This window comes from Lacrimispora sp. 38-1 (assembly GCF_049890855.1).
In the GTDB taxonomy this organism is placed as follows: domain Bacteria; phylum Bacillota; class Clostridia; order Lachnospirales; family Lachnospiraceae; genus Lacrimispora.
Map to the genome: position 1 here is coordinate 34477 of NZ_JBANEW010000069.1, position 23027 is coordinate 57503.

At 40.8% G+C, this 23027-nt stretch carries 25 protein-coding genes; 6 read left to right on the plus strand and 19 right to left on the minus strand.

Annotation, left to right across the window (positions count from 1 at the left end):
- Positions 1-3: 3 nt before the first annotated feature.
- Together V7D18_RS20670 and hypB are read right to left on the minus strand one after the other, a co-directional pair.
- Positions 4-2694, minus strand: a complete 2691-nt coding sequence (locus V7D18_RS20670; RefSeq protein WP_426157068.1) for an FAD-dependent oxidoreductase — start codon at positions 2692-2694, stop codon at positions 4-6.
- 45 nt (positions 2695-2739) lie between these two features.
- Positions 2740-3408: a hydrogenase nickel incorporation protein HypB gene (gene hypB / locus V7D18_RS20675; RefSeq protein WP_426157069.1), complete on the minus strand. Its 669-nt coding sequence runs from the start codon at positions 3406-3408 to the stop codon at positions 2740-2742.
- 205 nt (positions 3409-3613) lie between these two features.
- On the opposite strand from hypB, the gene V7D18_RS20680 reads away from it, so the two are divergent.
- On the plus strand, positions 3614-4315 hold the full coding sequence (locus V7D18_RS20680) for a FadR/GntR family transcriptional regulator (protein ID WP_426157071.1): 702 nt from the start codon (positions 3614-3616) through the stop codon (positions 4313-4315).
- Between the two features lie 11 nt (positions 4316-4326).
- On the opposite strand, the gene V7D18_RS20685 is transcribed toward V7D18_RS20680, so the two are convergent.
- The 10 genes from V7D18_RS20685 to V7D18_RS20730 all read right to left on the minus strand — a co-directional run bounded on the left by V7D18_RS20685 (position 4327) and on the right by V7D18_RS20730 (position 11516).
- Entirely contained in the window at positions 4327-4680 is a 354-nt protein-coding gene (locus V7D18_RS20685; RefSeq protein ID WP_426157073.1) for a type II toxin-antitoxin system RelE/ParE family toxin, read from the minus strand.
- Positions 4677-4985, minus strand: coding sequence for a type II toxin-antitoxin system RelB/DinJ family antitoxin (locus tag V7D18_RS20690; RefSeq protein WP_426157075.1), 309 nt, complete (start codon positions 4983-4985; stop codon positions 4677-4679). The genes V7D18_RS20685 and V7D18_RS20690 overlap by 4 nt, the downstream gene beginning before the upstream one ends.
- Positions 4986-5164: 179 nt before the next feature.
- The gene (locus V7D18_RS20695) at positions 5165-5386 is read right to left on the minus strand and encodes a hypothetical protein (RefSeq protein WP_426157077.1); all 222 of its coding nucleotides are present in this window, start codon (positions 5384-5386) and stop codon (positions 5165-5167) included.
- Between the two features lie 142 nt (positions 5387-5528).
- A complete protein-coding gene (locus V7D18_RS20700) occupies positions 5529-5945 on the minus strand; it encodes an arsenate reductase ArsC (RefSeq protein WP_426157079.1) in 417 nt (138 codons plus the stop codon).
- A gap of 18 nt (positions 5946-5963) precedes the next feature.
- Positions 5964-7700 carry an arsenical pump-driving ATPase gene (arsA, locus tag V7D18_RS20705; RefSeq protein WP_426157081.1) on the minus strand — a complete coding sequence of 579 codons (1737 nt, stop codon included), beginning with the start codon at positions 7698-7700 and terminating at the stop codon, positions 5964-5966.
- Positions 7700-8080 carry an arsenite efflux transporter metallochaperone ArsD gene (arsD, locus tag V7D18_RS20710; protein WP_426157083.1) on the minus strand — a complete coding sequence of 127 codons (381 nt, stop codon included), beginning with the start codon at positions 8078-8080 and terminating at the stop codon, positions 7700-7702. Before arsD ends, arsA begins: the two co-directional genes overlap by 1 nt.
- Positions 8081-8113: 33 nt before the next feature.
- Positions 8114-9154, minus strand: coding sequence for an ACR3 family arsenite efflux transporter (gene arsB, locus V7D18_RS20715; RefSeq protein ID WP_426157085.1), 1041 nt, complete (start codon positions 9152-9154; stop codon positions 8114-8116).
- Between the two features lie 11 nt (positions 9155-9165).
- Positions 9166-9513 carry an ArsR/SmtB family transcription factor gene (locus V7D18_RS20720; RefSeq protein WP_426157087.1) on the minus strand — a complete coding sequence of 116 codons (348 nt, stop codon included), beginning with the start codon at positions 9511-9513 and terminating at the stop codon, positions 9166-9168.
- A gap of 100 nt (positions 9514-9613) precedes the next feature.
- The gene (locus V7D18_RS20725) at positions 9614-9937 is read right to left on the minus strand and encodes an ArsR/SmtB family transcription factor (protein ID WP_426157088.1); all 324 of its coding nucleotides are present in this window, start codon (positions 9935-9937) and stop codon (positions 9614-9616) included.
- Between the two features lie 139 nt (positions 9938-10076).
- Positions 10077-11516, minus strand: a complete 1440-nt coding sequence (locus V7D18_RS20730; protein ID WP_426157090.1) for a PLP-dependent aminotransferase family protein — start codon at positions 11514-11516, stop codon at positions 10077-10079.
- A gap of 109 nt (positions 11517-11625) precedes the next feature.
- Here V7D18_RS20730 and V7D18_RS20735 point away from each other — a divergent pair, with 109 nt between their 5' ends.
- Positions 11626-12258 (plus strand): L-threonylcarbamoyladenylate synthase, encoded by a 633-nt coding sequence (locus V7D18_RS20735; protein ID WP_426157092.1) that lies wholly within the window; start codon positions 11626-11628, stop codon positions 12256-12258.
- Positions 12259-12331: 73 nt separating this feature from the next.
- On the opposite strand, the gene V7D18_RS20740 is transcribed toward V7D18_RS20735, so the two are convergent.
- Positions 12332-12826 carry a GNAT family N-acetyltransferase gene (locus tag V7D18_RS20740; protein WP_426157094.1) on the minus strand — a complete coding sequence of 165 codons (495 nt, stop codon included), beginning with the start codon at positions 12824-12826 and terminating at the stop codon, positions 12332-12334.
- 40 nt (positions 12827-12866) lie between these two features.
- The gene (locus tag V7D18_RS20745; RefSeq protein WP_426157096.1) at positions 12867-13301 is read right to left on the minus strand and encodes a MarR family winged helix-turn-helix transcriptional regulator; all 435 of its coding nucleotides are present in this window, start codon (positions 13299-13301) and stop codon (positions 12867-12869) included.
- A gap of 146 nt (positions 13302-13447) precedes the next feature.
- Here V7D18_RS20745 and V7D18_RS20750 point away from each other — a divergent pair, with 146 nt between their 5' ends.
- From V7D18_RS20750 to V7D18_RS20760, 3 genes are all read left to right on the plus strand, one after another.
- Complete coding sequence (locus tag V7D18_RS20750) at positions 13448-13759, plus strand: ArsR/SmtB family transcription factor (RefSeq protein ID WP_426157097.1); 312 nt, start codon at positions 13448-13450, stop codon at positions 13757-13759.
- 95 nt (positions 13760-13854) lie between these two features.
- Positions 13855-14868 carry a permease gene (locus tag V7D18_RS20755; protein WP_426157098.1) on the plus strand — a complete coding sequence of 338 codons (1014 nt, stop codon included), beginning with the start codon at positions 13855-13857 and terminating at the stop codon, positions 14866-14868.
- Between the two features lie 25 nt (positions 14869-14893).
- A complete protein-coding gene (locus V7D18_RS20760) occupies positions 14894-15265 on the plus strand; it encodes an MTH895/ArsE family thioredoxin-like protein (protein ID WP_426157100.1) in 372 nt (123 codons plus the stop codon).
- Between the two features lie 103 nt (positions 15266-15368).
- On the opposite strand, the gene V7D18_RS20765 is transcribed toward V7D18_RS20760, so the two are convergent.
- The 5 genes from V7D18_RS20765 to V7D18_RS20785 form a co-directional block, all read right to left on the minus strand.
- Positions 15369-15899 carry a PTS sugar transporter subunit IIA gene (locus V7D18_RS20765; protein WP_426157102.1) on the minus strand — a complete coding sequence of 177 codons (531 nt, stop codon included), beginning with the start codon at positions 15897-15899 and terminating at the stop codon, positions 15369-15371.
- 21 nt (positions 15900-15920) lie between these two features.
- Positions 15921-17723: a beta-glucuronidase gene (gene uidA / locus V7D18_RS20770; protein ID WP_426157104.1), complete on the minus strand. Its 1803-nt coding sequence runs from the start codon at positions 17721-17723 to the stop codon at positions 15921-15923.
- Between the two features lie 48 nt (positions 17724-17771).
- Entirely contained in the window at positions 17772-19148 is a 1377-nt protein-coding gene (locus tag V7D18_RS20775; protein ID WP_426157106.1) for a PTS transporter subunit EIIC, read from the minus strand.
- Positions 19149-19253: 105 nt separating this feature from the next.
- The gene (locus tag V7D18_RS20780; RefSeq protein WP_426157107.1) at positions 19254-20093 is read right to left on the minus strand and encodes a PRD domain-containing protein; all 840 of its coding nucleotides are present in this window, start codon (positions 20091-20093) and stop codon (positions 19254-19256) included.
- A gap of 200 nt (positions 20094-20293) precedes the next feature.
- Positions 20294-21700 carry a glycoside hydrolase family 1 protein gene (locus V7D18_RS20785; protein ID WP_426157110.1) on the minus strand — a complete coding sequence of 469 codons (1407 nt, stop codon included), beginning with the start codon at positions 21698-21700 and terminating at the stop codon, positions 20294-20296.
- Positions 21701-21954: 254 nt separating this feature from the next.
- Here V7D18_RS20785 and V7D18_RS20790 point away from each other — a divergent pair, with 254 nt between their 5' ends.
- The gene (locus tag V7D18_RS20790; RefSeq protein WP_426157112.1) at positions 21955-22926 is read left to right on the plus strand and encodes a helix-turn-helix transcriptional regulator; all 972 of its coding nucleotides are present in this window, start codon (positions 21955-21957) and stop codon (positions 22924-22926) included.
- Positions 22927-23027: the final 101 nt, after the last annotated feature.

Consider the following 23027-nt stretch of genomic DNA (forward strand, 5'->3'; position numbering starts at 1 on the left):
TCTTCAGCTTCTTTTGACGACGCTTTCTTTGAGAGTTGTGGCAGCAATCTTTCCGGTACGTACAATTGCATTGGCAGCAATTTTGACAGGAAGCTTTTCATATGTATTTGGAACCGTGTCATAGGTACGTTCCAGGCTGATTGCATCAAATTTACATTTGGTCGTACATAAGCCGCATCCGATACACTTATAACGGTCGATCTCTACCGTACCGCAGCCAAGGCAGCGTTCCGTCTCTCTCTTTAACTGTTCTTCCGTAAAGGTCATTCGCTCATCAAAGAAGGTGCCTTTTTTCTCAGGAGAATGGCCTGGTCTCTGGCGGGGAGTCATATCAAAATCCTGTATACCGATGGCAATGTTGTTCTTATCAAAAGCATGATATTCACGGCGGTCACGGCCATATACAAGAGACTGTCCGGGCTGTACATAACGGTGAATGGAAATTGCAGCTTCTTTTCCGGATGCTATGGCATGGATTGCAAATTTAGGACCGGTAAAGCAGTCGCCGCCCACAAAAACGTCCGGTTGTGAAGTCTGTAAAGTCAGACTGTCCGCTTTGGCTGTACCGCCCCTTCCAAGTTCTACCCTGCTTTCTGAAAGAAGTCCGCCCCATTCAATGGACTGACCGATAGAAAGCAGAACAGAATCGGCTTCCACAATGATTGTATCATTTTCATCGTACATTGGTGCAAAATGGTGGTCTGCATCAAATACGCTGGTGCAGCGCTTAAATTCCACTCCGGTCACCTTTCCATCTTCCGTCAGGATGCGTTTGGGCCCCCAGCCATTATGGAAGGAAACGTGATCTTCCTCTGCCTCTGCAATCTCATCCGGCAATGCCGGCATCTCACCAAGGCTCTCCAGACAGTAAAGATTAATTGCAGCTGCCCCCTGTCTTGCAGCCGTACGGGCAACATCAATGGCTACATTTCCACCACCGATCACTACTACATTTCCGGAAAGCTCTGCCTTTCTTCCAAGGTTCACATTGCGAAGAAAATCTACACCTGAGATAACACCACCCGCTTCTTCTCCCTCAATGCCGGGACGTCTGCCTCCCTGTGCACCAATTGCCAGATAAAAGGCTTCATACCCTTCTTCCCGGAGTTTGTTAAGCGTAATATCTTTTCCAACTTCAATTCCGGTTTTAAAGGTAACGCCCATCTCCCGAAGAACGTCTATTTCTGCATTCAGAACCTCTTTTTCCAGGCGGAAGGAAGGAATGCCAAGAGTGAGCATACCTCCCAGTTTCTCTTCTTTTTCAAAAACAGTTACCTGATAACCATCAATTGCCAGGTAATACGCACAGGAAAGACCGGAAGGACCGGATCCCACCACAGCAATTTTATTTCCAAGATTATAGCGCATAGGAGGAATATACCGGACAGATGCATCCAGCTCTTTATCCGCAATAAATTTTTTGATTTCATCAATGGAAACCGGCTCATCAATGTCTCCGCGGGTGCACTCACTTTCACAGCCGTGAGGGCAGATCCGACCGCAGACCGCAGGGAAAGGATTTTCTTTTTTTATCAATTCCAACGCTTCCCGGTAACGGCCGGAAGCAGCAAGCTTTATGTAACCCTGTACGGATATATGGGCCGGACAGGCCGTTTTACACGGTGATGTGCCTTCTATTGCAACATCTTTCCGGTTTATGCGGTAATCCACATTCCAGTTGCTTTCTTTCCAGATATGGTCGCGGGCGGTAGGCTCTGCCTTTATGGTGACAGGTGTTTTGGAACAGAGCTTTTGTCCAAGTGTTAATGCATTCACCGGGCAGTTCTCCACACACTGTCCGCAGGCCACACAGTTTTCCTTTTTTACTTTGGCTGAATAATTGGACCGTATGGAATCAGGCGTATTGAAAAGGGTTGCAAGGCGGAGGGAAAAACACGAACAGCCACAGCAGTTACAGATTGCCGCTGATTCACCAAGTCCGTCTGTATGGGGCATTTCATGCATCAGTCCGTTATTTTCTGCAAACTTAATAATCTCTTTTGCTTCTTCCCGGGTAATCTGGCGCCCTCTTCCTGTCTTTATATAATATTCGGCACCTTCCCCCATCTGGATGCAGATTTCTTTTTCCAGATGACCGCAGCCTTCATCAATGACACGGCGGGACTGGCGGCAGGAGCAGTCAGATACGGAGAATGTATCATATTTATCCAGATAATAGGAAAGATGTTCCCAGGGTTTCGTACCGGGAATATCCCTGATGGCCTCTTCTACAGGAATTACACGCATCATGGCCATACCCTGCGGGAATTTTGCAGCCATGGGTGCAAGACGCAGTCTGGTATATTCTTCAAATGCTTTTCCGATTTCAGGATGCTCGTTTAACTGTTCCCGGTTATTTACCATCATCTCCAGCATACCGGGAGCAAAGATATTCACAAAAAAACGTTCTTTGTGATCTTCTTTATCTTTCCATACTTTGACTACACCGGTGTAAGCCAGCTGCTCTAAGAGGGCCTTCGTTTCTTTTTTACTTTTTCCGGAGCGTTTTGCCACATATTCAAAGGTACGGGGCCTGCGCAGCCCGATTATCATGGCAATGTCAGCCATATCATCGGTTACGACACAATCCAGTGCATAGTATTCGGGAGAATTTTCATCAATTTTATTCATGACGCCTGCAATACCGCCTACCATTTTTGCCAGCTTTACTATTTTAGGTCTTAATTCACTCATAGTTCCCTTTCCCGCGCCTGTTTCGCGCTTTTAGAATTTATCATATTATTCACGCCAGGACTTTACTGCATTGCCAAGCCAGTCGGTCCATTCCTTTATCCCTTCCTCTTTCAGCGCGCTGATGGGAATAATAACTGCGTTTGGATTACGGAGGCGTATATTTGCTTTGCATCTTTCCAGATCAAAATTAAAATACGGCAATACATCCATCTTGTTGATGAGAACCACATCGCAGATAGAAAACATCAGCGGATATTTCAGGGGCTTGTCGTCTCCTTCCGGTACGGAGAGAATCATGGCATTTTTTACAGCACCGGTGTCAAATTCAGCAGGACATACCAAGTTGCCCACATTTTCCAATATAACAAGGTCAAGGCCCGCCGGATCAAGACCTTCCAGACCCTGACGTGTCATTTCCGCATCCAGATGGCACATACCCCCTGTATGAAGCTGGATGGCTTTTGCACCAGTCTGGGAAATGGTACTGGCATCCACATCAGAATCAATATCTGCCTCCATAACACCGATATGAAGGTCATCCTTTAAGGCATTAATTGTTCGGACCAGAGTGGTTGTCTTACCTGCTCCGGGACTGGACATCAGATTAAGAAGAAATACCTTCCTATCCTTTAATTCTTCCCGAAGCTTTCCAGCCTGTATGTTGTTGTCAGCAAAGACACTTGTTTTTATCTCAAGAACTTTAAAATCTTTCATGCGCCGCGCTCCTTTCTTACCATTTGTTTTTTATAAGTATACTGGTTCAGTCATAACAATATTATTATAAAATATTCTCTGTATACTGGCAATAATGCAAAAAATAACTGTCATTATCCCTTAATTATTTATTGAATTTTAGTAAGAATATATGATAAAATAGTGTCAATCTCTGGTATGACCAGAGCCAGAACAAGGGGGAAACATGGAATTTCAGAAACTTAGCGCTTTAAGCTTAAAAGAAATGTTTATTCGTCAGATTCGTGACATGATTTTATCCGGACAAATGCCGGTGGGAAGCAGATTGCCCTCTGAAAGGGACATTGCCAGACAGATGCAGGTCAGCCGCGCAGTGGTTAACAGCGGGTTTGCTGAACTGGAAAAACAGGGTTTTCTGGAAGTGCATCCGAGGCAGGGGGTATTCGTGGCAGATTACGGCAGGAACGGGAACATTAATACCTTAAATGCAATTATGGAATATCACGGAGATACACTAGGACAGTCCGAAATTTACTCAATTATAGAAGTGCGGCGGGCGTTGGAACACCTGGTAACCGATTCGATTATAAAAAATTCATCAAATGAAGATATTCTGGGATTGGAGGGATTATTAGAGGATGTTGCTGCTGCAAAAACCATAGATGATACAGTCCTTTCCACCTTTTCTTTTCATCACAAACTTTCCGTTATCAGTGGAAACAGTATTATACCGTTGATTTACATATCGTTTAAACCTGTTGTAACACAGCTTTGGAAACGCTTTTGTATCCGCTACGGAAAAGAGGCGTTATACGACAGCGTGCTTTGTTTATATAAATGTATCAAAGAACGTGATGCCGGGGCGGCGAGGAGATGTACCGATAAACAGTTAGATGACGCACTGGAAGGCGGGCATCAGATTTATTAGGAGCCAGGTATTCAGGGGTAACTTGTATTTGTATCCTGCCGTTGAGTATAATTCATTAACTGTTTATCAATATCTTGTCCTCCATACATTACTCGGATGATTGTGACTTTGGCTTTTTCCACATCAGTAACGTATAGGACACAATAATTGTCTACCGGCATAATACGTAATCCATAGTTATTCCTAATTTCACTTACATATTCCCGAAAGCGTTCTGGCATCTGGTCAAGACTCATGATACTTTCTTCCAGTCTGTCAAGTTGTCCACGCGCATTTTCAGAGGAATTTAATTCAAAGGCAATGTACTCGTAGATAATTCTTAAATCCACATCCGCCTGTTCTGATACTTCAATATCAAAAATCATAAATTATAATCCTTGCGAATATCTGCGAATGCTTTATTTACAGGTTTTGTTCGTCCTGCCTTCATGTCTGCGTAACCTTTCTCCAGTTCTGTGTTCATCTGTTCCACAGTTAAAGCACTCATATTCACAGGTTTTGGAGATGGAATTTTTACTTCAAAAGGGAGCCCTCTCTGTAAAATAATTTGCTTGTAGAACATATTGATAGCATTGGAGGCTGGGATACCCAGCGCGGAAAGAATACTCTCTGCCTGTTCTTTGACATCGGGTTCAATTCTTGCATATAAATTTGCTGATTTTACTGCCATCGGTATCGCTCCTTTCAAATTACTTTTATTTTGTCTTACGCTTGTATTATACGCCATTGTGCGCACATAAGCAATACTTTTTAATAGAAATTATATAATTTCTTCTTTAGTAAAAAAAACGCATTTCTATAATACTAAAGGCAGGATCATAATACCTGATTCCTGCCTTTTATCATATTCTAAAGAGTGTTATTATTAAAGCTGTTATTAATTATAATGATAATGTTATCATTGAAGTTATCTCTGAAGTTATCGCTGAAATTGTCGTTTAAGTTACCGTTAAAATCATCATCAGATTCCACTTCATTCGCTTCTCTGAATAAACGTTCGCACCATTCACGGTTTTCATCACGTTCTGAAAAGGAATTATTTCTACAGCAAACACATCTACAGCAACACATAAATATGACTCCCTTCTTAATAGGATACACTATATTTTATGCTGAAGTTAGACAAGTTGTGAAATCCGTTCCTTTTCGTTTTCAACAACAAACTATAGTGGGCAACCTGCTGTCTGAGGCTGCCCGTTTTTTATTCATATATTTACTTTTTCAGCCTGTTTTTTAAATCAATGATTTTATTCTCAATTATCCCTATGGTTTTCTCAAAAGCAGTGTCATCTTTCCCTGTGGGATCATCTAATCCCCAGTCCTCTCTCATTTTACATGGAAGAACAGGGCAATTTACATTACAGCCCATAGTAATTACTACATCCGGTCCCGGTATATCTTCAATTAACTTACTTTTCTGCGTTGCCTCCATATCAATCCCATATATCTTTTTCATTAACCGAACGGCGTCCTGATTGATCTGATCCTTTAACTCAGTTCCTGCCGAATAACTTTCAAATACATCACCGGCGAGATGCTTTCCCAGCGCTTCAGCTATCTGACTCCGGCAGGAATTATGCACACAAACAAAAGCAACTTTCGGTTTATTATCTTTTTTCATTTCATTCATCGCTATCACCTCTTTTATCTACAGCAAATACAGACTCTCATCTTTTATTTCGTCCGGTCTCCAGCTTATCACTGCAAAATTTCCATCTGCATGCTCAGCCACCTTATTAATCCATTCAATTTCATTACTGGCTTTTGCTGACAGCAACTTATTCGTCGTACCGGTACGGTAAAGGGAAGAATTGATTACCCACCACTTTGCAGCAATTCCAGCCCGTTCTAAATCTTCCTCCAGACGTAATGCTTCATAAACCGGAGTGGTTTCTGCAAGAGTTACAATAATAACTTCTGTCTCATCTTTGTTCCTCAATCTTGGAAGCAGCTTTTTAGCTGATTCAGGTACATCACCCTGGGAGCGTTTCATTTCCTGATTATAGCTCTGTGTGGAATCCAGAAGTAATAACGTATGTCCGGTCGGTGCGGTATCAATCACTACTATCTGGTCTTCTGCCTTTTCAACGATATCTGCAAAAGCCCTGAATACAGCAATTTCCTGGGTACAGGGGGATCTTAAATCTTCTTCTATATATGCCAGGTCCTCTTCTGACATAGCTGCCCCCGCTTTTGAAAGTACCTCCTGCTGATACTTCTTTAACTCTTCTTTTTCATTGATATGGCTCATTGTAATCTTATCAGTCTCACTCATAACAAATTTAAGATGAGCGGCCGGATCGGTTGTAGTCAGATGAACCTTTTTTCCTCTCGCTGCCAGACCTGATGCAATAGAAGCTGCTATTGTTGTTTTACCCACACCACCTTTACCCATGGTAAAAATGACTTTCTTATTGGAATTATATAAATCTTCAATTACATCTTTTAAACCTGGAATGATATCTGCCTTAATTTTATCATCACGAATGGTATAACTGTCTTTTTCCAGCAGAGCTCTTACGTTTTCCATACCTGTTATATTATAGGCTCTGAGAGGTATGAAACAGCATTTCATATTCTTAAGTTCTTCCGGCATACAGGCAAGTGCTGACTGCTGTTTTTTATAAAAGCTTTCTGAAATCGTATCATCATAAGATGTTAATATACCGTTTACGATCATCATCTGATTTCTTACTCCTATATCTGTGAGTTCAAGAGAGGCTCTAGCCGCTTCTTTTAACGGTGTTACCTCAGGTCTTGAAACCAGAATTAAAGTTGTAAGATTACCATCCGCTAATGTTTCCACAGCATTTTTATAGATATCTCTTTTGCTTTCCAGCCCGGAGAGCTGCCCCAGGCAGGAAGCACCATGGGTATTTTCGCTGATAAAATTACTCCAGGCCGATGGAAGCTTTAGCATCCTTAATGTGTGCCCTGTGGGTGCAGTATCAAATATAATATAATCAAATTCTTCCTGAACTTTTACATCTGTAATAAATTTGGAAAATTCATTAAATGCAGCAATCTCAACAGTACAGGAACCAGAAAGCTGTTCCTCCATATTTTTTATTACAGCCTCAGGCAGCTGTCCGCGGTAAGGCGCGATTACGCTTTCACGATATTCCCCGGCTGCCTCTATGGGATCTAAGTTTGCCACTACAAGATTCGGTACTTCAGGAATAGGAACACCTTTATTATTCAATTCTGTTTCAAATACATCCTGCAGGTTAGAGGCCGGATCCGTACTGATCAGCAGAACTTTTTTACCTGAATCAGCGAGGGATACTGCTGTAGCACAGGCAGTTGAAGTTTTTCCAACTCCTCCTTTTCCAGTAAAGAACAGATATTTTGTAAATACTGCTTTTTCTATATGAAAGTTTTCCATTAACAACAGCAATCCCCTCCAGAACAGCCACAGCCTTGTGTTTTTTTAGTTTCAGCGTTACCACCAATATAATGTGCCGGAACATCAAGCAATTTCATAAACTCTTCATTTGATGGATATCTTCCGGTTATAATGATTTCTCCATCCACAAGAATAACTGGTAACCCTTCCACGCCTTTTTTACTGACAAAATCATTAACTGTTTTATTCACCACAAATTCCTGAGGTGCATTTGAAAGATTAAACCGGTCAACAGGCACGCCGTTGTTCTTTAGTGTGTTCAGTACCGTGGAAATTCTTAATAATTCCGGATCGACTCCAACTCCGCAAAGTCCTGTTGAGCAGCACATGGCAGGTTCAAATATCTGCATCTTTTTCATTTTATAATTTTTCCTTTCCTGAAATCATTTTATTTAAAACCAATGAGCTGTCTTATTTGCTATTTTAACAAGGATCAGCATAATGGGTACCTCAGTTAAAACACCGACTACAGTAGCAAGTGCTGCCGGAGAATCCATTCCGAACAGGGCAATCGCAACTGCTACTGCAAGTTCAAAGAAATTAGATGCTCCTATCATCCCTGCCGGTGCCGCTATATTATGAGGAAGCTTGAGCGCCTTTGCTGCCAGATATGCAATAAAGAAAATCAAAAATGTCTGTATGGTCAGCGGCACTGCGATCAGTAATATGTGCAGTGGATTATTTAATATAACATCACCCTGGAAGGAAAATAAAAGTACAAGCATCAATAACAATCCGGCAATTGTTGCATGATCAAACTTAGGTAAAAACTGATTTTCAAAATATTCTCTGCCTTTTTTCTTACTGACATACATTCTTGTCAGTACACCAGCCGTTAAAGGTACCACAACAAACAAAACAACTGACAAAACCAGAGTATCCCAGGGAACGGATACCTTACTCACTCCCAGTAAAAATTTAACAATAGGTACAAAGGCAATCAGAATAATTAAGTCATTGGTTGCTACCTGCACGACAGTATAGGCCGGGCTTCCTTTCGTCAGCTGGCTCCATACAAAAACCATCGCAGTACAAGGTGCTGCTCCTAATAAAACGGCACCTGCTAAATATTCTTTTCCCAGATCTGCAGGAATCAATCCTTTAAATACAACATAGAAAAAGAAGGAAGCAATTGCAAACATAGTGAAAGGCTTAATCAGCCAGTTGGTAACCCACGTTACATACAACCCTTTTGGATTTTTGCCCACATGCTTCACACTTTCAAAATCCACCTTCATCATCATTGGGTAAATCATAACCCAGATTAATATTGCCGTAGGAATAGAAACATTAGCATATTCAAACTGACTAAAAAACCCGGGCACCGCCGGCAGAAATTTTCCGATCAATACACCAGTAATCATGCATAATGCTACCCATATGGTTAAGTATCTTTGAAAAAATCCAATTTCTTCTGATTTCTCTTTATTCATTCCGGCTCTCCTTAATGTGTTATTCTTGAATTTGCACAGACATCAACGTTTTTATACTTTTCGCATTGTTGATGATCTGTCTCATAGGTTGGCAATTCAACTATCTTTTGCTGCAGGTACTCCCATAAGTCTTTATGTTCCTTTTTAAAACTATCGCTTATGCCGAAATATGCCCATTGTGCTTTCTTATAACAATATAAAATTCCACAGTTTTTAAGTACAGTCAGATGCCTGGAAGCGTTTGACTGTGTCATATCGAGACAAACTTCTATCTCACAGACACACATTTCTCTTTCCATCAGCAAAGTCAGGATTCGCAGCCTGCTCTCTTCAGACAGTGCTTTAAAAATATCAATCACAATTTCACCTCTTCCTCTTTTATATATTTATATGAGCATATATGCATATTCTATGCGCTGGATAATAATATGTTCCAACAATGCGATGCACCAATTATAATTAATTGCATTGTTTATCTGATTTATGGTATTTGCAGATACAGTTTTCCTGTTCTGTAGTCATGTTACTCCAGTAATTTTTTATAAGCTCAATTAACTGTGTGTTATTACTGTAATACATCCAGGATCCTTCTTTGCGGCTAATCACCAGACCGCATTCTGTCAGTATCTTCATATGGTAAGATAATGTGGGCTGTGTGATCTCAAAACATTCCAGTATATCACATGCGCAAAGTTCACCGCAGGATAACATCTCTATGATTTTTAGTCTGGTAGCATCGCCTAATGCTTTAAATACCGGTGCGTAGTCTGTATGCAGAACCATTCTGTTTTTCTCCATTCTTCCATATACTTCTGTTTATACATAGATATTTATCTATATCTTTATTATAATAGCACATTGATATTTGTCAATATATTTAGTGTAAACTTTGGGCTATTGTTTTGTAAAAAACTTACTGTGTTTATATTACAAACTCAGGTAATTTTGGGGAAGCAGCCAATAATTGTCTTAGAATTGTTAATCCAGCTTTCAGTTCCCGTACATCTTCGATTGCTGATGTTGATATTCGAACCGCAGATGGAATTGGACCATTTCCCACCATAAATCTTTCCGCCGAAAAAACTTGTATACCGGCAGAACGTGCACATAATTCAAATTCTGCTCCCGTCCACTGTTCAGGTAATATTAACCATCTGAAATAGTCTCTTTTATTTCCATAAACCTGATATCCTGACAAAATGTCATCTACAATCTGGTTTCTGTATTCAGCTTCCATCTGCTTTTCTTTAATAATAGCATCGGCTGACCCATTTTCAAGTAATGTAGCTGCAATTTCTGCATTGAAATGTGAAGTCGTCAAGTCAATATTATAAATGCCTTGTTTGATATATTCATGAAATTTTGACGGTGCATATAAGAAAGCTATCCGCAAGCCTACGCTTAATGCCTTTGATGTGCCATTGATATACAGACTATTTTCAGGAGCAAAAGACGATACAGGCGGCAAATCAGTATTTCCGAGAAAAGACATTGTATCATCTTCAATTAAAATCAGACCATATTTCCTCACTATCTCTGCAATCGCTTTTCTTCTTTCAGCCGGTAAAGTGCACGTTGTTGGATTCTGACACTCTGGCATAATATAAAGTCCCTTTATACCGTCAATCTGACAGGCGCGTTCCACCATATCCGGAATCAGACCGTCTTTATCGGTATCAACGGCAACAAGCTGTATTCCTGTCATGCTGGCTATACTTTTAAAACCTGTATATGTTAACCTTGTAGTACCTATTTTATCTCCTGGCTGGAAAAGGGATAATAGTATGACTGCCAATGCGTTTTGTGTACCGGAAGTTATAAATACATCATCTGGATTTACAGTAAAATAAAATCTTTTTATCCAATCAGATCCGACTTCCTGATAAGAAATATGGCGCTTTGGTTCATCATAAGCGAAATAATTAATCACAGACATTCGCTGCGTTACCTGTACGATTGCCTCTGATAAATATTTTCTGTTGTTATTCAGTGAGTGAATTCTTCCTAAATCAATCAGATATGGTTCCGTGTCATCTGTTGTCGACTCTATATTGGCGTCAACGGAAACAAATGTACCTTTTCCGACGATGGCTGAGATCAATCCCTTTTGTTCGCAAATTTTATATGCCCGTGTGATTGTTGTAAAGTTTACTCCCAGAAAATCTGCAAGTTCCCGCTGAGGGGGAAGCTGGTCACCAGCTTTCAATATCCCATATTTAATGTCATTTTCTAAAGCTGATACAATTGCTTTGTAAATTGGTCCTATGCCCTTCTCAAAATGCGGCTGCCACGATGGATTTCCGTACAAAAAAGTCTTATCAGACATGCTATTATTATCCTCATCATTAAAATTGTAATACATACAATTATAACATTGACAGCACAGCATAGTCAACAATATAATTGTATTGTATGCATCATTAAAAATACCTACATACAATAAAGCATATAAATAGAAAGGGGTAAACACTATGAAATGTGAAACAGAAATTAATTGTCCTGAAGCGATGATTGAGGCTGTAAATTATGTGGACCGCGGCGACGTTGTTATCATTCCAACGGAAAATGTCTATGCATTTATTTTTTCCGGAAGATATACAAAAACGATTGACCGGGTATACAGTATAAAAAAGAGGCCTCGGAAAAAGGGCTTTGTTGTCTGCACAACGAAGGAAAGCATTTACGATTATGCGGAACTGCCACCTGAAGCGGAAAATATTGTCAATTCCATCTGGCCCGCGCCGGTAAGTCTTGTGTTGAAAAAAAAACCTGCCATTTCAGACGAAGTTACCAGTGGTCTTGACAGTGCGGCTTTTATGTGTCTGAAAAGCCCGGTTATCAGTTATATTACGGAAAATGCCATTGGGCCTGTCTGTGCAACGACATGTAATATTTCAGGACAGCCGGAAATTCACACGTTTGATGATGCGGTTAAATACTTTGGTGATCTGGTTGACCTAATCATTAAAGACGATTCTTTGGCCGTCTATGGCATTCCAACCACCATCGTGTCCTTTGTGGAGGATAAGCCAACTGTATTAAGAGCAGGTGGTTTTCCACCAGAGAAACTAAAAGAAAATACAATTTCTGATCTTGTTATTTAAAGTTATCAACATGCACAATGCTTTATATGTCTCTGATATTTATTCTGCGGAAAAGTGGTTGGAATCAACGTACTCAGCCAGCCACTTTACTTCTCCGCTCAACCAATACTACATCATGCCACTTTCCGTTATCCATTTTACCTAACCTTTCTCTATAGCCAATTTCCCTGAAACCACATTTTTTATGCAGGTTTAAGCTGGCGGAATTCTCTCTGATAATTCCTGACTGTAAAGTCCAGTATCCATTTTCTTCGGATCGTCTGATTAATTCTTCCAAAAGTGCTGTACCAACTTTCTGGCCTTGAAACTGCTTACTGATATAGATGCTTACCTCTGCTACCCCTGAATAAACGCACCGTCCGGAAACCGGAGATAAAGCAGCCCATCCCAAAATCATATCACCGCTTCTGGCTGTCAGCCGGCAGGTCTTACAGTGACCTTTATCCCAATCTTCCCAGCCTGGTGCCTCACTTTGAAATGTAGCAATTTTAGTCCTTATACCTTCCATATAAATATCTGCAGCCTGCGGCCAGTCTGATGCTTTCATTTCATCGATTCTGTATTCCATAATTTATTCCTCCTTAACAATATGCCTTAACCAATACTGCTCAATTGCTCAATTCCACCGCATCTTTAAGAAGCTGTAAGCTCTCAAGTACCTGATTTCTTTTGTTCTCTGGTATTGCATTAAATATCCCTTTATAATACTCTTCCATACTTTCTTCAATATTCTGAAATATGCTTCTGCCTCTTTCCGTTAATTGAATGATTATATAACGCCTGTTTTCCATATCTGATTCCCGGATAACGTAATCTGATTCCACCAGATTATTGATGGTCCGGCTCATTGTACTTTTATCCAGTCCTAATAAGCCGGACAGATCAACTAATGAAATCTTTTCTTTACGACCGATTTCAACAATCGCATGGCACTGTGTTAAACTAACGCCGCAACAGGAAGCGTCGCTTTTTTCAAGAATTCCTAAATCCCTGACCAGTATCCGGATCAATTCACGTAAGACTTTACTGCCCTGATTTATCATTTTATCACCTCAAAAAATATAATATCATGCAACTGTTGTATTTTGCAACTGTTATTTTTATAATTTTATTTTTATATTGTGTTGACTTTTTTTAATTTAAAGCATATACTATGTTACATCAAATTATTTTGATGTGAGGTAAAAATATGGAACTCAGTCCTGAAAAAAACGCGAAAGTATTCAAAGCCTTTTGTGATGAAAAGCGGCTTATGATTTTAGAACTGCTGCGAAGCGGTGAAAAATGCGCCTGTGTTTTGATTGATCAGATGGAAATTGGTCAGTCCGCCCTGTCCTATCACATGAAGATTCTATGCGATTCCGGAATTGTGGAAAGCAGACAGGAAGGAAAATGGACACATTATAAAATCAGCGAACAAGGAAGCCAGGAGGCCCTGCTGCTTTTAAAAGCAATAACCACTCCCGATTCGGCTGCAGAGGATAACGGACGCAGTAATTGATAAAAGCCATCAGATGAAAGATGGCTCTTATTTAACACGTAACATCAATTTTTTTTGATATGAATGTCTGATTAAGAAAGAGAGGTACGTTTCTAATGAAACTCCTTCAAACAATGTGGCTGTTTTTTCAAAACCAGGTACTTGGTATGAAATGGCTCAATGATTTTATTGGGAGACTGCTTTCGGCCCTTGGCATTGACGTTTCCGGGCAGATTGGCGGCAGTATACAGTTTTTTATTTATGATGTTTTGAAAATCACCGTGCTGCTCTGTGTGCTGATTTTCATCATTTCATACATTCAAAGCTACTTTCCTCCTGAACGCAGCAAGAAAATTATGAGCCGGTTTCATGGTGTATGGGCAAACATTATGGCAGCACTGCTTGGTACTGTTACACCATTCTGTTCCTGTTCTTCCATACCGCTGTTTATTGGCTTCACCAGTGCAGGCTTGCCCCTGGGCGTGACTTTTTCTTTCCTTATATCCTCTCCCATGGTGGATCTTGGTTCCCTTGTACTGCTGATGAGCATCTTCGGAACAAAGGTGGCACTTGTCTACGTGATCATCGGTCTGATCCTTGCCGTACTGGGAGGAACTCTGATTGAAAAACTCCACATGGACAGTTATGTGGAGGATTTTATCCGGTCAGCGGGCAGTGTGGACATTGATTCGCCCAGCCTGACCAGAAAAGAACGTATGATTTACGCCAGGGATCAGGTGGCAGCCACCTTCAAAAAGGTACTGCCTTACATTTTAATCGGTGTAGGTATTGGAGCAATCATTCACAACTGGATTCCTGAAAGCTGGATCGAGATGGTGCTGGGCAGCCGCAACCCGTTTGGTGTAATACTGGCGGCTTTACTGGGCGTTCCCATGTATGCGGATATTTTCGGAACAATACCGGTTGCAGAAGCACTTCTTTACAAGGGGGCACAGCTTGGTACCGTCCTCTCCTTTATGATGGCGGTCACGACCTTAAGCCTTCCCTCCATTATCATGCTGCGTAAAGCTGTCAAGCCAAAACTACTTGGTCTTTTCGTAGCAATCTGTACCATTGGCATCATTATCATTGGATATCTGTTTAATATTTTGCAGAATTTTCTTGTGTAAAAAAAAATTATAGGAGGATAAAATTATGGCACTGTTTGGTTTTGGTAAGAAAAAAGAAGAGGAAAAGGAAATAAACTCCGGATGCTGCTGTAATGGCAGCTGCAGCAGCGACACAATAGCTGAATCTGATGAAACGAAGAGCAGCGGCGCTTCAGTCAAGGTGCTTGGCTCAGGCTGCGCAAAATGCAACCAGCTGGAAGCAGCAACACGGGAAGCTCTAAAAGAGCTGGGTATGGAGAGTACCATTGATCATGTGACAGATTTCACACAGATTGCTGCTTACGGGGTTATGTCCACACCGGCCCTTGTGGTAGACGGCAAGGTGGTTTCCTTTGGTAAAGTACTGAAAAAGGAAGAGGTTGTTAAAATCCTCAAAAATATAAGAGAGACTTCATGATAAATGATAAAATCGCAGGCAGCTTCGATACAGAAAAGCTGCCCGCGATTTTATTATTATTATTATGCATTATCTATATTTGTTATCACTCCCCTGAAAGTGATTACTGAAAATTAAATAACCGGTCCAGAGGTTCAACCGGACCTGTATGAGGCTGACTCATCGTGCCTAATATGGATGCATTGGGTACCAGTACCATAGTGGTTGTCTGATAGCCCTTTTCTTTAATCTTAGCACAATCAAATTCTACCAGCAGCTCCCCTGCTTTCACATGATCTCCCTGCTTTACTAACGCGTGAAAACCATCACCTTCCAGCTGTACGGTATCTATACCAATATGAAGTAAAATTTCCATTCCATCTCCGGTTGTCATTCCAATTGCATGTCCGGTAGGAAATACAGATGCAATCTCTCCATCGGCCGGAGCATATAACTTTCCTTCTTCAGGATTAATTCCCACACCCGGTCCCATAACTTCTTCTGCAAACACCGGATCACTTACTTCTGAAAGAGGTATTACAGATCCCTTTAAGGGGCTGTAGATAGTTTTCGGCTCACAGGTTATGCGTTTTACAGCAGAAGTGTCTGATTCATTTTTCTCTTTATTACCAAACAAATTATCTAAAAATCCCATACTATTCAGTCCTTTATATGCTTAGTCCATTGATTCCCACCGGGTCTTTAATACGAAAGCAGCACTTTTAGGCTGCCTGACCCGATTGAAAATCCCCTTTTTGTTTCCATTAACACGCATGATTCCCTCTGTAGTCTGGAAATCAGCAAAATTCCAAACCAGCTCACCCTGTATAAAATCAAACTGGTCAAATATTTCAAAATTCATATCCAGATATTCGTCCTGATACTCCTGGCTCCACATAATACTCGGTAGTTTATGCTCTGCTGCCAGGGTATCCGTTCCAAACTCAGTAAATACAAACGGAATATTCAAATTTTTATCTTTCCACTTATTCATCTCAATCAGGAAGGCTTCCCTTGCATCAACAAGCTCCGGTCCTCCTTTGATATACCACCCGTAATACCGGTTTAAACAGATAAAATCACAAAGCTGGTAGCACTGGCAGATTTCCGGCTGACTATTCTTCTCAAATGCTCCTGTCATCGGACGTTTCTGCGGATCCAAAGCTCTTGCAGCATCAAAAATCGTTGTGAAATAATCTTTCGACTGTTCGCTGGTGGTTTCCGGTTCATTAAACAGACTCCATGCAATTACACTTGGATGGTTTTTATCCCTTACAATCATCTCTTCCACTGCCTGAAGATGGGCCTTTAACAAATTAGGTATGGTAGGTGTTTCAAAGAATCTTGTAAACTTACCTGTACCTGCATCTGCAAAGTTTCTGGTGGATCTCATCATTCCCACCGCAGGAACCTCATCAATGATCAAAAAGCCTTCTTCATCTGCAAACTGATACCACTCTTCTGCATAAGGATAATGGCTGGTCCTGAAGCAATTGGCACCGATCCATTTCATGCATTCAAAGTCTCTCTTTAATACCCCCCAGTTAAAGCCTCTTCCAATCACTTCGAAATCTTCATGTTTTCCGAATCCTTTCAGATAAACAGCTTTGCCGTTGATCTGAATTTCTTTTCCTTCTATCTTTACCGTCCGGATACCGATTTTGGAAGAATACTCGTCAATCAGCGTTTCCCCATCCCAGATACGCATGACCGCCTGATAAAGATAGGCTTTTCCTACGTTCCATAAATGGGCGTTAGGAACCATGACGCTTCCCTGCATACCTGTGCTTTTAGCCACCTGCTGTTTTTCTTCATCAAATAATTCAAAGGAAACCTCATGAGTACCATTTGTCATGATCTGATAATGAATAACTGCATCTTCTCCGTTTAACTCATATTCCACGCTGAAATCTTCGATGGATTCTTCAGGCTTTGAAACCAGCCATACACTTCTCTGAATTCCGGAGTAATTGAAAAAATCAAAATAAGGCCTGGCCAGTTTTCTTCCGTCACTGAGCACCGCGGTGGCTCCGCAGGGAAGACTCTCTTCATTTAATTCGTTATTAGCCTTTACAATAAATGTATTTATCTCACCAAATCTTACATGATCCGTCACTCTTGCAGCTACCGGCAAAAATCCGCCCTCATGGGTTGCTGTCAGACTTCCGTTGCAATAAATACTGGCACGGTGGGTAATGCTTCCGAAGCGGATTTCCACCTCCTGTTTCTCCCATTCCCGTGGTACAAATACTTCTGTCTCATACCAGAAATCCCCGCAGAAATCCCTTTCCTCCTTTGTTGTAAAAAAATCCGAAAAACTGGCAGGGACCGGCATGGAGATGGGGTCTGGCAGCTTATGCTGCCATCCCTCCTGCAGTCCTTTTTCTTCCGGATCAAAACGGAATTTCCACATACCATCCAGCAAGTGGGCCATTCTGGCCTGGTTGCTTAATGGATACAATTCTGAAAAATTCAGCATCTTTCACTCTCCTGTTGTCTGTTTATGTTGTCATATTTCAGCTTTCTCTTATTGTACCTCATCTTTATAAATAAAGAAATAAGTTATCAAAAATACTATCACAAAAGAAAACGTTATTGATGCAACGATAGCCGGGCCCGCCATAGCAAAAAGGGCTGGAATCGTTAAAAGGTTGACTGGAACCTGTGCTGTACGGATGCAGCCTGCTACCGCTGCAATAACACCACTGATTCCATTAACGATACACATTCCAATGAATATTTTACGGTTTTTCATTAAAACACCGTAGATACCTGGTTCTGTTACACCACCAATCAGGGCTGAGACGGAAGCAGAACCGGATACTAACTTCATATCTTTATTTCTTGTCTTTAAGAATACTGCCAGACATGCTGCTGCAATACCAAAGTTAGCACCAAATGTAGTCGGTGAGATGTAATCATATCCTAATACGGAATAGTTGTTCATAATGATAGGCAAAAATCCCCAGTGTAAACCAAACACGATAAACAGCGGCCATAAAGCACCCAGAGCAAATCCTGCAATTGCTGGAGAAAAGGCAAATACTGCCTGAATTCCTCCGGCAATACCTTTACTCACGATATCAGTAACCGGTCCGATCACAATGAGAGCGACGGGGAAAACAATTGCAAAATCCACCACAGGAATAACAATACTCTGAATAATCTTAGGAATTACTTTCATCAATCCTTTTTCCAGTTTGGACTGGGCATAAACGGTTAAGAGAATCGGCAGTACAGAGCTTGGATAGCTGATCAGCTTCACTGGAATTGAGAAAAATGTAACAGCAACCTCCTTATTGCCAAACAGAGCTGTCATGGAAGGATAACACATGGCGCAGGCAATTGCCATTGAAATAAACGGCTTAGCACCAAATTTCTGTGCTGCACAATATGCCAGAAATACAGGCAGAAAATAAAAAATACCGTCTGATGCAGCATAAAGTATGGTATAAGTGGTAGAAGTTTTATCAAGCAGGGAGAGGGTCGTGAAAAATACTAAAAAGCCCTTTAGAAGTCCTGCACCGGCAAATGCTCCCATAAAGGGCATAAATATACCGGAAATAAGATCTGTCATCTTCTCCAGAAAGCTGTTCTTTTTGTTTCCTGATGCTAAATTGTCTGCTTCTTTGGATTCACTCTGATTCTTGTCCCCAATTGAAGTACTAAGCAGAATCTGGTCATAAACATCTTCAACATCACTTCCGATTACAACCTGATACTGGCCGCCTGCCTGCATCACCTTGATGACACCCTGCATATTTTTCAGTGTTTCCGTATCTGCCTTGCTTTCGTCCTTTAATTTAAAACGAAGCCGTGTGATACAATGGGTCAGGGAATTTATATTTTCTTCCCCACCAACATGCTCTACAATATCTTTGGCTAATTTTGAATAATCTGCCATAATGATACCTCCCTAATAAATTTTTTATCAAAAAAGCCTGGTTATCCCTTATAACGAAAGAGAATAACCAGGCTTTGCTGAACTGAATCATAACACTGCCAAAATCTAACTGTTTTTTAATTGTGACAAATGAACTGCCAGATATATTAATTCATCGTGCCCCGCTTTGTAATGATATTTATCTTCAATGTATTTGCAAACCTTCTGGCTGCAGCGGTATTCATCGGGGTAGTTTCGCAGCAGTTCCTCTAACATGCGTGCCCCGCCATGTTCTTTATAATAATATTTTTTCATGACACGCTGCGCAAAAAATTTCAAATGGGTCATATACCGATAATAGGGAAGCGAATCTTCCTCAACATGAAAATTCAATTCTGACATAATCAGGTCATTTAATTCTCTGACCATAACAATCATTTTTTTTGCATTTCCGCTTATTTGATTATGCCGGGCTGTTACAAAATGCATGGCCACAAATCCTGCTTCATCATTGGATAACCGGTACCCGAATCTGGACTCAATTAAATCAAGCATCTTTTGTCCAACCTTATATTCATCCGGATAAAACCGTATGATATCATGAAGAATGGAATTCGGTACAACAAGCCCCTGCTGATAATTTTCTACTGCATGATAAATATGATCTACCAGGGAAATGTGAATGGTTTCATTGAGAGTCATATCAAAAACCTGGACCGCATAATCAATCACGTCCTCTGCCACCATGATATATTCCTGAGGCACCGTATCTAATATTTCCCGAAACTGACTTTTATGATTTTTATCTTTCAGGATAAATTGTTTTTCAACCCGCTCCTGGTCGATGGCATCACCCATACGGCTTTTAAATCCAAGGCCGCTTCCAAGCAGCAGGACATCCTGTCCATTTTCATCGTTCGATATCACAGCATTTGTATTTAATATCTGCTTAATAACCATTTTCATAAAAGTACCCTCAATCTCAATGTTAAATAATGTTACAGATATATTTAAAAACAAAAAAACAAGTATGCACCAAATAAAACAGATGCAGACTTGCCTAATTTAATAGTAACACTCCTGTAAACTGACTAAATCGTATCACAGGAGTGTTATAAAAACAACCGGTATTTTAACTAATATTTTTCAGTATATTTTGTACACTTTTACAGATTTTCTCCATTGGATGCTATCACATTTTTATACCATTCAAATGATTTTTTCTTATATCTGTTTAACGTACCTGTTCCATCATCGTTCCGGTCAACGTAGATAAAACCATACCTTTTCTTTAATTCTGCTGTTGAAGCACTGACCAGATCAATGCACCCCCAGCTGGTATAGCCCATAATCGGAACTCCGTCTTCAATCGCTTCTCTCACCTGCAGCAAATGATCTCTTAAATAATTAATACGGTAATCATCGTGTACCGTCCATGTCCCATCCGGCTCGGTTACAAGCTCATCAATGGCTCCAAGTCCGTTTTCCACAATAAACAGGGGCTTCTGCCACCGGTCATAGAACTGATTCAGTACATAGCGAAGTCCCTGAGGGTCAATCGCCCAGCCCCATTCACTTTTCTTTAAATAGGGATTTGTCACTCCGCCCATGAGATTGCCTTCTCCTGTTTGTGCCTTGGAATGGTCTGCAGTTTCACAAATACTCATGTAATAGCTGAATGATACGAAATCCACCGTGTGATTCTTCAATAGCTCTTCGTCACCATCAGCAATTTTAATCTGAATATCATTCTCCTTAAAATACCGCTTCATATATCCAGGGTACTGACCTCTGACATGCATGTCACCAAAAAATGAATTCATATGATCTGATTTCATGGCTGCAATCACATCATCCGGGTTAGAAGTCAGGGCGTACATTGGCATGCTTAAGATCATACAGCCGATTTTGCAGCCAGGCATCATCTCATGACCGATTTTCGTAGCCAAAGCACTGGCTACCAGTTCATGATGAATGGCCTGATAAAGATCCTGTTTCTTTAACCGGCTCTTATCCGTATAGATTCCGCCGCTTAAAAACGGTTCATGAAGCACAGAGTTAATCTCGTTAAAAGTCAGCCAGTATTTCACCTTTCCGCCATAGCGCTTAAAAATAGTTCTGACATACCGCTCATAGAAGCTTATCATCTCCCTGTTAATCCAGCCATCGTATTTGACTGACAAGTTTAACGGTGTCTCATAATGGGAAATGGTCACGAGAGGCTCAATTCCATATTTCAGCAGCTCGTCAAATAAATCATCGTAAAACTGAAGCCCCTTTTCATTTGGTTCTTTTTCATCCCCATTTGGAAATATCCGGCTCCAGGCTATTGAAGTCCGAAAAACTTTAAATCCCATTTCCGCAAAAAGCTTAATATCGTCCTTATATCGATGATAAAAATCAATTCCGATCAGCTTCATATTATCTGGTGTCGGTTCTTTTGTTACAGGACCTTTAATACCGTGAGGGGTCACATCCTGAGTGCTTAACCCCTTTCCATCTTCATTATACGCTCCTTCACACTGGTTCGCAGCCACTGCCCCTCCCCAAAGAAATCCGTCTGGAAATTTCATATAATCGTTAATCCTCCTTTTATTATAACTGAGATGTTGATTATAATATCAGATTTTTATTAAATAAACAACCTGATCAAATATTGTATCACTGTCTTTCCTGTGATAAGCTTACCATATGTGCCGTCTTCACCCGGATCAGACTGATATAATTCCTGGCGAAAAAAGCATTGATTTCAGCAAGTAAAATCAAGAATTGAAATTTTCTTTCCGCTATAATTCTCATAGAGCGATTGAAACGAGGTGAACAGAAAATGTACGAATGGCACAGGCAGATTCAGCTAATTGTTGATGAAATTGATGAATCGATCAGACAGCATCACGATGAATCACTGACGCTGCGCTTTCTTTCCCGCAAACTTGGTTATTCTGAATTTCATACTACCAGAAAATTCAAGGAAATATCGGGTATGCAGTTTCGGGAATATTTGCGGCTTAGAAGGTTGGCTTATGCGTTAAAAGAGGTTCGCGACAGTGACAACAGTTTTCTGGATATTGCTTTTGATTATGGTTTTTCATCCCACGAAGCTTTTACCAGAGCATTTAAGAATTCCTATGGTGTAACTCCAAGTGAGTATCGGAAAAAGCCCAAACCTGTTATTCTTCGTACAAAAATAACTCCTTTTGACCGCTACTTTTTAGGATTAGGAGAGATTGGCATGATGAAATCGGAAAATGATGTAAAGATTTATTTTGTTACTATTCCAGCACACAAATTTCTGCACATTAAAAACTATGAAAGTAATGGATATTGGGATTTTTGGCAGAAACAAAGTCTGATTCCAGGACAGGACTGCGACACCATCTGCGGCTTACTGGACAGCATCAAGGGCAAATTGGATGACGAAGGCGGGACTGAGTCAAACAGCGGCAACGGTCAGATTATGGCATATATGAATGACCCTGACGGACGGCTCTGCGATTGGGGCTTTCCCCGCACAGAGTGTTATGGCGTACGTCTTCCTTCTGACTACAAAGGCGAAGTGCCGCCTCAAATGCTTCTGATTGATGTTCCGGAAGCAGAGTATATTGCTTTTGAACACGGCCCCTTTGATTATGAACAGGAAAACCGAAGTGTGGAAGAAAAAATTGAAAAGGCAATGGCAGACTTTGATTTTACAGATACCCGTTACTGCTTTGATCCAACTCCCGGCAGAATTCTTTATTTTTATCATAATCCGGAGCGGTTCTGGAAATATATAAGACCGGTGAAAAAGCAGTCCTAAGGAAATGTTATACCGCTTAACTGAATAATGTTAGCCTTTTGGGGCTGTGCACTGATATTTTGTGCACAGCCCTGATTGATATCCGAATATTTTCCCAGATA

Coding starts and splice junctions, on each gene's coding strand:
- V7D18_RS20670 (WP_426157068.1), bottom strand. CDS start 2,694: ATGAGTGAATTAAGACCTAAAATAGTAAAGCTGGCAAAAATGGTAGGC.
- hypB (WP_426157069.1), bottom strand. CDS start 3,408: ATGAAAGATTTTAAAGTTCTTGAGATAAAAACAAGTGTCTTTGCTGAC.
- V7D18_RS20680 (WP_426157071.1), top strand. CDS start 3,614: ATGGAATTTCAGAAACTTAGCGCTTTAAGCTTAAAAGAAATGTTTATT.
- V7D18_RS20685 (WP_426157073.1), bottom strand. CDS start 4,680: ATGATTTTTGATATTGAAGTATCAGAACAGGCGGATGTGGATTTAAGA.
- V7D18_RS20690 (WP_426157075.1), bottom strand. CDS start 4,985: ATGGCAGTAAAATCAGCAAATTTATATGCAAGAATTGAACCCGATGTC.
- V7D18_RS20695 (WP_426157077.1), bottom strand. CDS start 5,386: ATGTGTTGCTGTAGATGTGTTTGCTGTAGAAATAATTCCTTTTCAGAA.
- V7D18_RS20700 (WP_426157079.1), bottom strand. CDS start 5,945: ATGAATGAAATGAAAAAAGATAATAAACCGAAAGTTGCTTTTGTTTGT.
- arsA (WP_426157081.1), bottom strand. CDS start 7,700: ATGGAAAACTTTCATATAGAAAAAGCAGTATTTACAAAATATCTGTTC.
- arsD (WP_426157083.1), bottom strand. CDS start 8,080: ATGAAAAAGATGCAGATATTTGAACCTGCCATGTGCTGCTCAACAGGA.
- arsB (WP_426157085.1), bottom strand. CDS start 9,154: ATGAATAAAGAGAAATCAGAAGAAATTGGATTTTTTCAAAGATACTTA.
- V7D18_RS20725 (WP_426157088.1), bottom strand. CDS start 9,937: ATGGTTCTGCATACAGACTACGCACCGGTATTTAAAGCATTAGGCGAT.
- V7D18_RS20730 (WP_426157090.1), bottom strand. CDS start 11,516: ATGTATTACAATTTTAATGATGAGGATAATAATAGCATGTCTGATAAG.
- V7D18_RS20735 (WP_426157092.1), top strand. CDS start 11,626: ATGAAATGTGAAACAGAAATTAATTGTCCTGAAGCGATGATTGAGGCT.
- V7D18_RS20740 (WP_426157094.1), bottom strand. CDS start 12,826: ATGGAATACAGAATCGATGAAATGAAAGCATCAGACTGGCCGCAGGCT.
- V7D18_RS20745 (WP_426157096.1), bottom strand. CDS start 13,301: ATGATAAATCAGGGCAGTAAAGTCTTACGTGAATTGATCCGGATACTG.
- V7D18_RS20750 (WP_426157097.1), top strand. CDS start 13,448: ATGGAACTCAGTCCTGAAAAAAACGCGAAAGTATTCAAAGCCTTTTGT.
- V7D18_RS20755 (WP_426157098.1), top strand. CDS start 13,855: ATGAAACTCCTTCAAACAATGTGGCTGTTTTTTCAAAACCAGGTACTT.
- V7D18_RS20760 (WP_426157100.1), top strand. CDS start 14,894: ATGGCACTGTTTGGTTTTGGTAAGAAAAAAGAAGAGGAAAAGGAAATA.
- V7D18_RS20765 (WP_426157102.1), bottom strand. CDS start 15,899: ATGGGATTTTTAGATAATTTGTTTGGTAATAAAGAGAAAAATGAATCA.
- uidA (WP_426157104.1), bottom strand. CDS start 17,723: ATGCTGAATTTTTCAGAATTGTATCCATTAAGCAACCAGGCCAGAATG.
- V7D18_RS20775 (WP_426157106.1), bottom strand. CDS start 19,148: ATGGCAGATTATTCAAAATTAGCCAAAGATATTGTAGAGCATGTTGGT.
- V7D18_RS20780 (WP_426157107.1), bottom strand. CDS start 20,093: ATGAAAATGGTTATTAAGCAGATATTAAATACAAATGCTGTGATATCG.
- V7D18_RS20785 (WP_426157110.1), bottom strand. CDS start 21,700: ATGAAATTTCCAGACGGATTTCTTTGGGGAGGGGCAGTGGCTGCGAAC.
- V7D18_RS20790 (WP_426157112.1), top strand. CDS start 21,955: ATGTACGAATGGCACAGGCAGATTCAGCTAATTGTTGATGAAATTGAT.